This window comes from Turicibacter sp. TJ11 (genome assembly GCF_021497505.1).
Lineage (GTDB): Bacteria > Bacillota_I > Bacilli_A > MOL361 > Turicibacteraceae > Turicibacter.
In genome coordinates, this window is record NZ_CP069349.1 from 895,807 (window position 1) to 909,883 (window position 14,077).

Annotated in this window: 12 protein-coding genes and 1 other annotated feature; all 12 genes read right to left on the minus strand. The window is 36.3% G+C overall.

Features of this window, described 5'->3' with window-relative positions; all coding sequences use genetic code 11:
• Positions 1 to 215 precede the first annotated feature (215 nt).
• The gene (locus JRC48_RS04200; RefSeq protein ID WP_235070613.1) at positions 216 to 866 is read right to left on the minus strand and encodes an O-methyltransferase; all 651 of its coding nucleotides are present in this window, start codon (positions 864 to 866) and stop codon (positions 216 to 218) included.
• An 18-nt stretch (positions 867 to 884) separates the two neighbouring features.
• Positions 885 to 1,976, minus strand: a complete 1,092-nt coding sequence (mltG, locus tag JRC48_RS04205) for an endolytic transglycosylase MltG (RefSeq protein WP_235070614.1) — start codon at positions 1,974 to 1,976, stop codon at positions 885 to 887.
• Positions 1,977 to 2,047: 71 nt separating this feature from the next.
• On the minus strand, positions 2,048 to 2,344 hold the full coding sequence (locus JRC48_RS04210) for a DUF1292 domain-containing protein (RefSeq protein ID WP_235070615.1): 297 nt from the start codon (positions 2,342 to 2,344) through the stop codon (positions 2,048 to 2,050).
• A 22-nt stretch (positions 2,345 to 2,366) separates the two neighbouring features.
• On the minus strand, positions 2,367 to 2,798 hold the full coding sequence (gene ruvX / locus JRC48_RS04215; RefSeq protein ID WP_235070616.1) for a Holliday junction resolvase RuvX: 432 nt from the start codon (positions 2,796 to 2,798) through the stop codon (positions 2,367 to 2,369).
• Complete coding sequence (locus tag JRC48_RS04220; protein ID WP_235070987.1) at positions 2,795 to 3,040, minus strand: IreB family regulatory phosphoprotein; 246 nt, start codon at positions 3,038 to 3,040, stop codon at positions 2,795 to 2,797. Before JRC48_RS04220 ends, ruvX begins: the two co-directional genes overlap by 4 nt.
• Positions 3,041 to 3,126: 86 nt before the next feature.
• Entirely contained in the window at positions 3,127 to 5,748 is a 2,622-nt protein-coding gene (gene alaS / locus JRC48_RS04225) for an alanine--tRNA ligase (RefSeq protein WP_235070617.1), read from the minus strand.
• 57 nt (positions 5,749 to 5,805) lie between these two features.
• Positions 5,806 to 6,013: a binding site (T-box leader), on the minus strand.
• A 120-nt stretch (positions 6,014 to 6,133) separates the two neighbouring features.
• Positions 6,134 to 6,301, minus strand: coding sequence for a hypothetical protein (locus JRC48_RS04230; RefSeq protein ID WP_235070618.1), 168 nt, complete (start codon positions 6,299 to 6,301; stop codon positions 6,134 to 6,136).
• Positions 6,302 to 6,389: 88 nt separating this feature from the next.
• A complete protein-coding gene (locus JRC48_RS04235; protein ID WP_235070619.1) occupies positions 6,390 to 8,813 on the minus strand; it encodes an ATP-dependent RecD-like DNA helicase in 2,424 nt (807 codons plus the stop codon).
• A 17-nt stretch (positions 8,814 to 8,830) separates the two neighbouring features.
• Complete coding sequence (gene mnmA / locus JRC48_RS04240) at positions 8,831 to 9,964, minus strand: tRNA 2-thiouridine(34) synthase MnmA (RefSeq protein WP_235070620.1); 1,134 nt, start codon at positions 9,962 to 9,964, stop codon at positions 8,831 to 8,833.
• 205 nt (positions 9,965 to 10,169) lie between these two features.
• Positions 10,170 to 11,120 carry an ABC transporter permease gene (locus JRC48_RS04245; protein WP_235070621.1) on the minus strand — a complete coding sequence of 317 codons (951 nt, stop codon included), beginning with the start codon at positions 11,118 to 11,120 and terminating at the stop codon, positions 10,170 to 10,172.
• Positions 11,120 to 12,217, minus strand: a complete 1,098-nt coding sequence (locus tag JRC48_RS04250) for an ABC transporter permease (RefSeq protein ID WP_235070622.1) — start codon at positions 12,215 to 12,217, stop codon at positions 11,120 to 11,122. Before JRC48_RS04250 ends, JRC48_RS04245 begins: the two co-directional genes overlap by 1 nt.
• The gene (locus tag JRC48_RS04255; protein ID WP_235070623.1) at positions 12,217 to 13,746 is read right to left on the minus strand and encodes an ABC transporter ATP-binding protein; all 1,530 of its coding nucleotides are present in this window, start codon (positions 13,744 to 13,746) and stop codon (positions 12,217 to 12,219) included. Before JRC48_RS04255 ends, JRC48_RS04250 begins: the two co-directional genes overlap by 1 nt.
• Positions 13,747 to 14,077: the final 331 nt, after the last annotated feature.

Genomic DNA, 14,077 nt, shown 5'->3' on the forward strand with positions numbered 1-14,077 from the left:
ATCTTACCTCAATTCATCATCAAAACATTCTGACATTCACTCAAATCTTTTAGTCAACTAGACTTGTTAATTTTTTATCACGAGTGATGACCACTCGCTTAGATTCCACATATAACAAAATTATCGATTTTTGTCAAATAATGTCCTTTTTAAAGGTCGTCATTTGTCCTCAAACGACAAAAACCATCGTTAGCGAACTAACGATGGTTTCATTTTTATTTAATTGTTTTCTTTAAGCTAATCGCTACCCCATCACCAATTGGAAGTAATAGTGTGTCGTAGTCTGGATGATTCGCTAACCAGTCATTATATCGGTTAATTTTACGAACTAATTGCTTTAAATTACGACTTTGCTTTTGATTATTATCAAAAATATGACCATGGAAAATTAAGTTGTCACTAATAATCATTCCATCTTCATTTAATAACGACTCATATTTTTCAAAAAACTTTTGATATTGAGCCTTTGCAGCGTCAATGAAAATAACATCATATTTTTGAATGGGTAACTCTTCATTTGCGATTTCGAGTGCATCTGCCTCAATTAACGTTACTTGATCTTGAATCGATGAACGTTCATGATACGCGACTGCTTCTTGATAACGTTTAGTATCACGTTCAATACTCACAATTTGTGCATGAGGTAAATGTCTAGCCATCATAAGTGAAGAATAGCCAATGGCTGTTCCTATTTCTAAAATCGCTTTGGGTTGTTTAATGCGTAATAATTGAAGCATTAATTCAAGTCCTTGATCTTGAATAATTGGCACATCAAATTCTTCTGCGTATTGCTTCATTTCTAATGAAAGATCATCATGAATGATCGTCTTAAAACGACTCATTAACTCTAATAATTGTTCGTTCATTTCTTTACCACCTTATTGTTACTTACAAACGCTCGTTCCTGCCTCATAAGATGGAAGCAAGTGCTCGCGATAAAATGCCATGTGTTCTTCGTATGTTTTGAAAAAATGTGTTTTTCCATCCACACAACTAAACATGTCTGCAATAAAGTACACATACTCATGCTGCTCTGGTTGTAACACAGCTTTAACGGCATCTAATGTTGGGCTGCTGACAGGGCCAATTGGAATTCCTTGTGTCACGTATGTATTATAAGGCGACTCCACTTTCGTCATCGCTTCCGTCACACGAACCGCATGTTCCCCTAAAGCATATAAAACCGTCATATCACTTTGTAAATACATTCCTGAATGAATTCGATTTAAAAAGACACCCGCCACAGTCGGCATCTCTTCTATGCGCTGTGTTTCTCCTTCAATAACAGAAGCTAATGCCATGACTTCATGAATGCTTAACTCGCTTTGATCAAATAACTCACGGACTTGATTCAGCTTACTTTCTGTTAAATCTAATAATTGATGCGTTAACTCATCAACCGTGTACACGCCTTCAGCAAATGCATAAGTAATCGGATAAATATATCCTTCAAGTGGGTATTTAATGCCTTCTTGTAAAATATCATCCGTTAAAAACCAATACTCATCAATTAACTGCTCTAAGTAGTCTTTGCGACTCCACTCTGCTAACAAATCTTCAGCAGTTAAGTTGACTAAAGGTGACATCGCGGCTGCAATATATTCTAAGTCATAACCTTCAGGAATGGTCACTTTAACCATATTAGGTTCAATAACATCGCCCGTTTCAAACTTTTCATAGATTTGTTCTAAACTTAAGGAAGGAGATAAGGCATATTCACCGGCTTGAATATGTGACCACCCCTTAAATCGAACAATTAAATCCGCGACTTTAGGATGATCAATGAGTCCTAATTCAGCTAATTGTTGATTCACTTTTTTAGTTGTAGAACCAAGCTCGATTTTATAATTGATCACTGTTTCATCTTGAGGATTTATCGGATTCATCGTCTCTTGATAAAGATAATATCCGTAACCACCAGCGGCCAAGATTCCGACTAAGATGATGATCATTATGTTTTTCATCATTTTCTTCATGAACTTCACCTCTAAAATAAACAGTGCAAAAATGCACCTTAAAGGTTCACTCTTGCACTGTTACTTATGAATTATTCTTCACCTTCAGCTTCTTCGTCAGCTAAGAATGTGTTAATGACTTCTTCGATCATATCCCACTCTGCATCTGTTTCAACTGGTAATAATTCTCCACCTTCGTTGTTTTCAGTCGGAACGTAAGCTGAAACGTGTAAATCTACGTTTCCATCTTCATCTTCGTGCTCTGCTCCAGCTGGATAATAAACAACATATGATTTATTGTAATCATCTGAATCGAATGTGAATAAGATTTCACATAATAATTCATTTCCATTTTCGTCGATAACTGTTAATTGATTTTCGTCTAACATGATTAACACCTCTTGTTTTATTTTACACGAATGAACGTGCTTGATTTGAATCTAAGTAGCTTTGTAAAATGATTGTTGCTGCCATTTTATCGACAACTTTTTTTCTTTTATTACGGCTAACATCAGCTTGAATTAAAACGCGCTCAACCTGCATGGTTGTTAGGCGCTCATCCCATAAAATTATAGGAACATTCGTCGCTTCTTCTAATTTTTTGGCAAAATCTTGTGTCACTTGTCCACGTTCTCCGATTGATCCATTCATATTTTTAGGTAATCCTAAAACAATTTTTGAAACGTGTTGTGTTTTGACTAGTTGCTGAACGTGTTGAATTGCTTTTTTATAATGATTCTCTTCAAAGCGGAACGTTTCGACTCCGTGAGCCATCATACCTAGGGCATCGCTAATCGCAATCCCTAGTGTACGTGTTCCTAAGTCTAATCCAAGTGTTTTCATTTTTTAGTTTCAACAAACTTTTCTAATAAGACTTCAATAATTTCATCACGTTCAATTTGTTGGATTTTATTTCTTGCCCCTTGATAGCTTGAAATATAAGCGGGATCTCCTGAAATCAAGTATCCAACGACTTGATTAATTGGGTTATATCCTTTTGTTTCTAATGCATCAAACACATCTGTTAAAATGACTTCAACAGTTTCATTTGGACTTAACTTGCTTTGCAGCGCGTCGTCTAGCATCATAGTATGATTTGACATCATGCAACTCACCACCCATAAATAGTCATTAACTCTATTTTACAATATTGTTAAAAGGATGAAAAGAACTATAAATTATTTTTTAACCATTCATCAACGTTTTGAAGAGCTTCATTGATTTTGCTTGCATCTTTAGCTCCGGCTTGCGCCATATCTGGACGTCCGCCTCCGCCTCCGCCACAAATGCTTGCTACTTCTTTAACAATCTTACCGGCATGAACACCTTGTTTCACATAATCACTTGTCACACCACAAGAGATTGCGACTTTGCCATCAACTGCACTTGCTAAAACAATCACTGCAGATGTTAATTGTTGTTTGAATTCATCTACCATTTGACGTAAATGATTCATATCCACATCTACTAAGTTTGCCGTTAATACAGTGAACCCATTCACTTCATGTGTATTATTGACAATTTCCTTCATTTTTAAATGCGATAATTTAGATTTTAATGATTCATTTTCACGATGTGCTTCTTTTAACTCGTCTAAGACACCTTCCACACGCTCTTCTAGTAAAGCTGGCTTTGTTTTTAATGTCTCAGCTACAGCCGCGAAACGATTAATAAACGTATTCATGTATTCATAAGCGGCTTGTCCTGTTACAGCCTCGATACGGCGTGTTCCAGCTCCAATTCCTGATTCAGACACGATTTTGAATAATCCAATTTCAGATGTATTTGAAACGTGGCATCCTCCACATAACTCGATGCTATACTCACCTGCCTTAACGACGCGAACCGTATCTCCATACTTTTCGCTAAATAAAGCCATGGCTCCCATTTCTTTAGCTTCGTCAATTGTTTTTTCAAACGTTTCAACTGCAAGTGATGCCCAAATTTTTTCATTCACGATTGTTTCGATACGTTGTAACTCTTCGTGCGTTAATCCTTGCATATTTGTAAAGTCAAAACGTAAACGTTCAGCTGAAACTAATGATCCTGCTTGGTTTGCATGCTCACCAATCACATCTTTTAACGCTTGGTGTAATAAATGCGTAGCCGTATGATTTTTCGTTAACGCTAAACGACTATTGACTGTCACTGATGATGTAACTTCATCATTTAACGATAATGTTCCATGAACGTTTACCGTATGTAAATGTTGTCCATTAGGTGCTTTAATGACATCTAATACTTCAATCGTTGCATGAGGAGTTGTCATTGATCCTGTATCAGCTACTTGTCCTCCACTTTCTGCATAAAATGGTGTGACATCTAAAATAACTTGACCTTCACCTGTTAATGACTCAACCATTTCTCCATCTTTTAATAAGAAAATGGCTTTTCCAGTTGCTGTTAACTCATTGTATCCAACAAACGTTGATGCGTCTTTAAAGTTCATTAAAGCTTCGTTTTGTGATTGCATACTAGCCACGTCTTCACGTGCATTACGCGCACGTTCACGTTGTGCTTCCATTTCAGCATCGAATCCTTCTTTATCCACTGTAAATCCAGATTCTTCAGCATATTCTAATGTTAACTCATATGGGAATCCATAAGTATCGTATAACATGAACGCATCTTTTCCGTTGATTGTTTTTGTTTCACTCTTAGCCATTAATTCTGTTAAGATTTTTTCTCCATCCGTTAATGTTTGACGGAAACGATCTTCTTCTGACTTAATGACTTTTTGAACTAATTCAACTTTATCGCAAACATATGGATAGTAATCTTTCATGATATCTGCAACGACTGGAACTAATTCATACATAAACGCACGATCAATTCCTAAGTTTTTACCATAGCGAACCGCACGACGTAGTAAACGACGTAACACGTATCCACGACCTTCGTTTGATAATAAAGCCCCATCTGCTACTGCAAATGTTACTGTACGAACGTGGTCTGCAATCACTTTAAAGGCAACACCTGTTTCCTCTGTATAGCGAACACCTGAAATTTCTTCTGTCTTTTTAATGATTGGCATAAATAAGTCTGTATCGAAGTTTGTTTCTACTCCTTGTAACACACAAGCCATACGCTCAAGACCCATTCCAGTATCTATATTTTTATTTGGAAGTAATGGATATTCACTGCGATCTAATCCTTCTTTTGAATTAAATTGAGAGAAAACGATATTCCAAATTTCAATGTAGCGATCATTTTCAATATCTTCTTCTAATAAGCGGATTCCAATGTTTTCAGGATCGTATTTTGTTCCACGGTCAAAGAAGATTTCTGTGTTAGGTCCACATGGTCCTTCTCCAATTTCCCAGAAGTTATATTCCAGTTTAACGATATGATCTGGTTTAACACCTAATTTAATCCATAAATCATATGTTTCTTGGTCATTTGGATAAATGGTTACATATAATAACTCTTTATCAAATCCAAACCACTCAGGTGAAGTTAATAATTCCCATCCCCAAGTAACCGCTTCTTCACGGAAGTAATCTCCAATTGAGAAGTTTCCTAACATTTCAAAGAATGTATGGTGGCGGGCTGTTTTCCCTACATTTTCAATGTCATTCGTACGAATCGATTTTTGAGCATTTGTAATACGTGGGTTTTTCGGAATTTCACGTCCATCGAAATATTTTTTTAAGGCCGCAACTCCACTATTAATCCATAATAACGTTGGATCATTTACAGGAACTAATGGTGCACCTGGTTCGATCATATGCCCTTTTGATTTAAAGAAGTTTAAATACATTGATCGAATTTCTGAACCTGTCATGTATTTCATCTTTTGTCACCTCTTTTTAAGATTAAGTCTCTTTGAGTATAAAAAAAGCCCTTACGAAATAAGGACGAATTGAACGCGGTACCACCTTAATTTTATTTTTTCATGATGAAAAAATAACACTCAACAGCAATAACGGCGCTCACCGATAGGTTTTACCTACACTCAAGAAGTAGCTTTCGAGTATTTTTCGTTAGGATTTATCTCAGCCTAGAAATCCCTCTCTGTGAAACTTCAAATCTCTACTTTCTTCTATCAACATTTTACTATTCGACTCTATTTTATCTATTTTAACGGCTAGTTTCAAGCTTTTTTTTGGATTTGATGAAAGATTTAGACAAAATGCTAAATCAAATAATAAAAACTCTCTCTTTCGAGAGAGTTTTTATTAAAACGGCATCATATCATGAATGTAATCTTGCCAATGGCACATTTGTTTGCGATATTTTTTCATTTGTCGATGCATTCCTTTTTGATAATAATGTGGATCATCGTAATACATTAAAGTAACGACTAGTGCCACTAAAAATAACACTAATAACATCATCTTTTTCATCTCATTCACCTCACTTAAACATGATAGTTTTAGTTTGGGTGATTTTGATTTTTTTATGACTAAATGACAGCAAAGTTAAACATCCTTTTTAATCCATAAAATCATACGGTGTGATGCCTTCTAATTGCTCTTCATCTAAGTAATCAAAAGGAATGTCATGTTCTTTAAAGTAATCGGCAAATGGATTTTCTTTTAACGTTTGTTCTTTTTGAAGATCAAAACGAAGCCTTAACGTTGTTTGACGTTCTTCTCCTTCATTTTTCACGCCTTTATCAAACGCCGAATACTCGCCAATAATAATGAGTGATTTTTTAGCGCGTGTAATCGCCGTATAAATTAATTTTTTTTGAAGCATGACATGATAAGCATGGGTCATTGGTAAAATAACAATTGGATATTCAGACCCTTGTGATTTATGAACCGATACACAATAAGCATGGGTCAAATTTTGAAGGTCACCTTTTTTATACGTGACTTCTTTCGTGTCAAAACAAGCAATCAGTTTTTCTTCCTTATCCTCATTTTCATTCTTATAAGAAATCCCAATGACTTCTCCTACATCACCGTTCATGACACCTGTTTCAGGTTGATTAGCCAGCTGTAACACTTTATCTCCAATCCGAAAGACACGTTGGCCAAAGACCATTTCACGCTTATTTTCCTCATCAGGCGGATTAAAAATCTCTTGAAGCATTAAGTTTAAGCTATCAATTCCACAATCACCACGATACATTGGTACAAGAACTTGCACATCATTCGCGGTATATCCTTTTGAAATAGCGTTGCTTACAATTTGTTTTAAATACGCCGGAATTTTTTGATGTGAAGACTCGACATATAAACGATCGGGCTTTTTCTCTCGCAGATCCGGTGGTAACTGATGATTTTTAACGGCATGAGCTAAAGAAATAATCGATGAATCTTGCGCTTGACGATGAACGGTTAACAATCGAGTGAGTGGGATGGCGTGACTTTCAATTAAATCTTTTAGCACTTGCCCGGGACCCACCGATGGAAGCTGATTATCATCACCAACTAAAATGACTTGAGCCCCTGTTTTAATACTTTGAAACAACTGATACGCAAGTAACGTATCAAGCATTGAACTTTCATCAATGATAATCAAATCATACTCTAACTGAGAAAACTCATCATGTTGAAACACACCATCCACACCATATCCAAGCAATCGATGGATGGTTGATGCTTTAAGACCTGTCGTTTCAGTCATTCGTTTAGCCGCTCGACCCGTCGGAGCCGCTAATGCAATTGGAAATGGTTTTTCTGACGTGGCGTATTTGTTAGGGTCTAGTGTGACGTTATGAAGATGCGCATAAGCTTTTAAAATCCCTTGAACAACCGTTGTTTTCCCCGTTCCTGGTCCACCTGTAATAATACTTACCGGTTGGGTCAAGGCCATTTTAATCGCCTCTTCTTGTTCGGGTGAGTAGTTAATCGCAAGTTCTTCTTTTAGATGATTGAGTGAATCTTGAATGTCTGTCTCACTTTTAGATACTTCTTCTTGAAGTCTAAGAATGGACTGTGCAATTCCTTTTTCACTATTAACAAGAAGCGGGATAAACAAAAAGTCTCCCTCTATATAAATCTTTTTCTTTTTGATTAATTCTTCAATCTGTCCTTCAATTTGAGAATAATCTAAAAGTTGATTTGATTTTTGATTTAAGTACTGTAAGGCACTTTGTAAGAGTTGCTTATGATAAACATAGGTGTGTCCTTTTTGAATGGCAATTTGGTCAATAACATAAAGCAAAGCCGCACGAATTCGACGAGGATCATCATTTGAAACACCTAATCGTTTAGCCAGTTCATCTGCTTTAATAAAACCAATGCCTTCAATATCATCAATGAGTCGATACGGATTTTCTTGAATCATTTCAAGGGCTTGATATTGATATTTTTTGAAAATTTTCATGACAAGGCGCGGACTTAAATCGTATCCATAAAGAGGAGCTAACACTTGCTCCGTTCCTTGCTGATCAACCAGCGTGGCATACAATTTATCCGCGAGCTTTTTTGATAACTTCGGCACTTCGTCTAACGATTGTCGATTTCGCAAAATGACATCAACTGCATTTTCACCTAATGTCTCAACAATTCGTTCCGCTGTTTTTTGTCCAATGCCTTCAAAAATATCACTGCTTAAATAATGGACGAGCGAAGACTTTCCACGAACACTCACACTATCATAAGCGTTCGCTTGAAATTGCCACCCATACTTCGGATGCTCAATGAGCTGACCGGTAAAACGATAATTTTTTTGAGGAACTAACTTCGGAAAATATCCAGAAACGGTCATTTTATAATGCGTCTCACTTGAATCTAATCCTAACTGATCAACGACTTTTTCATCCACCGTTTTATAGGCTTTTTTAAACTGTTCTTCGTTGCATTGATGTTCGGTCACTAAGACTGTTCCAATAGAGAAGCCGTTGTCCTCATTAAAAAATATATGATCTAAAAATATCCCTTGAATATAACTGGCTTCTCCCATTCACTTTTCATCCTCTCTTAATACATTCGACGCTCTCCATCTTTGAAGGCTGCTTCAATACGACCTCCACCTAAACAAACATCACCTAAATAAAAGACAGCCGCTTGTCCTGGTGTCACCGCACGAACAGGTTCTAACATGCGAACGTTTAACGTCTCATCATCCATCCATTCTAACTCGACGTTAACATCTGGTTGACGATAACGGAATTTCGCGGTACATGTCATGGTTCCTGTAAATTTATCGGTTGGAATCCAGTTCACATTTGAAACGTGCGCTTCATCGGCATACACATAGTCATGATCAAATCCTTGTCCAACATATAAAATGTTTTCTTTTAGATTTTTTCCGATCACAAACCAAGCGTCTCCTTGACCACCAATTCCTAATCCTTTTCGTTGACCAATCGTATAATACATTAATCCGATATGCTCACCCATTACTTCGCCATCTAACGTTTGCATTTTCCCGGGTTGAGCGGGTAAGTAGTTTTGTAAAAATTGCGTGAAGTTACGTTCCCCAATGAAACATACACCTGTTGAATCTTTCTTTTTCGCTGTGGCTAAGTCCATTTTCTGTGCAATCTCACGAACTTCTGATTTTTGTAATTCACCGACTGGGAATAACGTTTTACTTAATTGAGCTTGAGTTAATTGACTTAAGAAATACGTTTGATCTTTATTGTTATCCACACCACGTAACATTTTTACTTCTTCACCGTGTTCAACGCGTGCATAGTGCCCCATCGCAATATAATCACAACCTAAATTCATCGCATAATCTAAAAAGGCTTTGAACTTAACTTCTTTATTACACATAATATCCGGGTTTGGCGTACGTCCTGCTTTGTATTCATCTAAGAAATACATAAACACGCGATCCCAATATTCTTGTACAAAGTCCACTCGGTGAAGTGGGATTCCTAACTGATCCGCTACCGCTTTTGCATCCATATAATCCACTTCTTGAGGGCAAACATCGTCATTGACCGTTGGATTTCCTAAAATATCTGAGTTAGCCGCACTATCCCAGTTTCTCATGAACACCCCTTCGACTTCATAGCCTTGTTCTTTTAATAAATAAGCAGCAACCGATGAATCGACACCACCTGACATCCCAACAATCACTTTTTTTCCTTTATTTAAATTCATTCATTGAACCTCCAATATTACTTTATATCTCTTTAACGTCTAACAGACCGCATCATTGACAAGCAAGTTTAATATAGTATCGTGCATGAACATGATGTTCTATTCTTTATTATAAGCAAAAAGTTCAAGATAAGCAATGCTTGAGGATTTTCGACACCGCGCTTATCAGGTAAAAAAAGAAGACAGCTAAACTGTCTTCTTTTAATTAACGTTTTCCTTTATCGTAAGGTTCTCCAGCCGCTTTTGGACCGACAATATTACGACTGAAAATCATTAAGGCAATAATTGTCATGATGTATGGTAAGGCATTATAAAACTCCATCGGAATTTCAAACGATTTTAATGTATCGTTGATTAATGCTAATTGTCCTAATGTTTTCATAAATCCAAAGAAAAATGAAGCAAATAACACTGACCAAGGATTCCATTTTCCAAAAATTAATGCCGCTAAAGCTAAGAATCCAAGTCCCGCTACTGAACCATTAAATTCATTCGATGTCGTAACAATGATAATCGCTCCTCCAAGACCCGCTAAAAATCCTGAAGCTAACACACCAAAATAACGCATTTTATAAACATTAATTCCCATTGAATCCGCTGCTTGAGGATGTTCTCCACACGCGCGTAAACGTAATCCAAATGATGTTTTAAAAATAATATACCATGTTAAAACGACTAATCCTAACACAATAAACGTCGTTAAATACATCTTACTAAAAAATAGTGGACCGATCACTGGAATGTCTGATAAAACAGGAGCATCAAATCGAGACACACCTTTAATGATACTAATGTTTTGTGATCCTGTTAACGTACGTGCTAAGAAAATGGTTAAAGCAGGTGCTAATAAGTTTAACGCTGTTCCTGAAATAACTTGATCCGCTTTTAAATTAATACTTGCATATGCATGTAGTAATGAGAAAGCACATCCCGCAAGACCACCTAGTAAAATTCCAATCCAAATAATTGAATCTTGTCCTGCATAAAATTGATTAATAAAGAACGCTGTCGTGAAGCTTCCGACAATCATTAATCCTTCTAAACCAATGTTGACAACTCCACTGCGTTCACTAAATAATCCACCTAATGCCGTCACTAACATTGGAGCTGTGAAGGCTAAGGCATATGGCATCATTGAAACTAAAAAATCCCACATTATTTCACACCTCCATCTTTTTTCTTAGAAGCTACTTTTTTAAAGAAGCTTTGGATTAATAAAGAAATCGCTGAGAAATAGATAATCGTTGAAATAATGATATCAATTAACTCACTTGGAATATTACTCATGGCTTGCATAAATGCCCCACCAACTTTCATAAATCCAAATAAAGCAGCTGATAAGAAAACACCAATTGGTGTGTTTAACCCAAGTAACGCCACGGCAATTCCATCATAACCTTGCGTTGGCAACACGCCAACTTTAATGTGATTTGTGTATCCTACATAAAATGTTGCTCCGGCTAGCCCTGCTAATACCCCAGCAATAATCATTGAAAGGATAATATTTCGAGTCACCTTCATTCCGGCATAGTGAGCAGCATCTTGATTATATCCAACCGCTTTCAACTCATAACCAAACGTCGTTTTTTCTAAAACGAACCAGATGGCAAAACAAGCTAAAATCGCTAAAATTAATCCTAAGTTAACCGCTGATCCACTAAAGAATGACGTCATCCATTCTGTTTTTAAAGAAGCAGTTTCTAAAATTGTTGCCGATTCTGTTGAATATTTTCCTGGGATTAACACTTTAACAGCATATTGTACACCCCAAAGCGCAATATAATTCATCATAATTGATGTTACAACTTCATGAATTTTAAATTTCGCTTTTAAAAGCCCTGGTACAACGGCCCAAACTCCACCAGCAATCATGGCTCCGATCACAACAACAACTAAATGAGCGATACGTGGTAAATCTAACGTAACCCCTAAATAAACAGCGGCAAATCCACCCACTAACATTTGTCCCGGAACACCGATGTTAAAAAGTCCTGTTCTAAATGCAAAGGCAACAGACAGACCTGTTAAAATCAGTGGTGTCATTTGTAATAAACCATTTCCAAACTGTTTAAAGTTACCTGATAAAATTCCTTTAAATCCACCTTGGAATAAGTAGCTAAATCCTTCAATTGGGTTATATCCTAATAAAAATAAAACAACAAACCCAACCATAAATCCTAAAATAACTGATGCAAAAGGCGATAACTTCTTTTGAACAGCATCATCTGATAAATTAAAATTAATTTTTTTCATTACTGCTCACCTCTTTCACGTCCGGCACCTGCCATTAATAATCCGATCTCTTGTTCATTTGTCTTAGCTGTTTCGACAATTCCAACAATTTCTCCTTCATAAATAACGGCGATACGATCCGAGACATTTAAGATTTCATCTAATTCTAATGAAATTAATAATACACCGCGACCTTTATCACGTTCAGCAATTAATTCACGATGAACATACTCAATGGCTCCAACGTCTAATCCACGCGTTGGTTGAGCAGCAATTAATAATTTAGGTGAGCGTACCACTTCACGAGCAATAATAGCCTTTTGTTGATTACCTCCAGACATGCTGCGCGTCGTTGTGATACTTCCTTGACCACTACGAACATCAAAACGTTCAATTAACGTTTCTGATTGTTCACGAATGGCTTTACGATTTAAAATACCGTGTTGGCTAAATGGTTTTTGATAATACGTTTGTAAAATAAAATTGTCTTCTAATGAATACTCTAAAACTAATCCGTGCTTATGACGGTCTTCAGGAATATGGCCAATTCCTTCTTCTGTTCGTTTACGAACTGACATTTTGCTAATATCAACACCCGCAAGCTTAACCGTTCCACTATCTGCTGGTTTTAATCCGGTAATGGCTTCAATTAATTCTGTTTGTCCATTTCCTTCAATTCCAGCAACCCCTAAAATTTCACCTTCACGTACAGTTAATGAGAGTTGTTTTAAGGCGTCAACCCCACGATTATTTTTAACACATAAATTTTCAACTTCTAAAACTGGTGCCCCCGTTTTAGCTTCTTCTTTGTCTAATTTAAACGTAACTTTACGTCCAACCATTAAATCCGCTAAATCCTGCTCCGTTACCTCGTCAACGACAACCGTTCCGATTCCTTTTCCTTTGCGAATGATCGTACAGTGTTTAGCCACCGCTTTAATTTCTTTTAATTTATGAGTAATAATAATGATTGATTTTCCTTCAGCCGTTAATTGCTTCATAATTTTCATTAAATGTTCAATTTCTTGTGGTGTTAATACGGCTGTTGGCTCATCGAAAATTAAGATATCAGCATCACGATATAACATCTTTAAAATTTCGACACGTTGTTGCATCCCAACTGAAATATCTTCAATTTTCGCATATGGATCAACGTGTAAATTATAACGTTCTGATAATTCAGCGACACGCTTAGCTGCTTGCTTAATATTAATACGTCCACCAAATAGTTTAGGTTCATTTCCTAAAATAATATTTTCCGTTACTGTAAAGTTATGAACTAGCTTAAAGTGCTGATGAACCATCCCAATTTTTAAATCTGTTGCGACGTTGGGATCCGTTATTTTCACTTCTTTTCCTCGTACTTTAATGCATCCTCCATCTGGTTGATAAAGTCCGAATAAGACACTCATTAGCGTCGACTTTCCAGCACCGTTTTCTCCTAAAAGGGCATGAATTTCTCCTGGTTCAACTTGTAAGGTAATATCATCGTTAGCTTTAATCCCTGGAAATTCTTTTGTAATATTGAGCATCTCAATAACATATTCCATAGTTTTACCCCTTTCTGCAATTAATGTAATGTCCTCTTTACCTTTTGATTCTTGTGTCATTTCGGGATGTTTGAATCGTTTTATATTAGAGTATTCTTTTTTAGAGTATAGGGAAATCATTATTTTATCCCCATTCTTATCTATTATAGGATAATTTAAACGCGATTATCAACTATAAATAGCGAATTTTGTAAAAAGATATCTATTTTTTCAAAAAATATACAAAACTATCTTTTAATGACGTGTGATGAAATTTTTAAATTTTTATAAATGAGCGATTTCCCCTTGTTTCTCAGGAATTAAGATTAATACTTGAATTTTAACGTTGTGA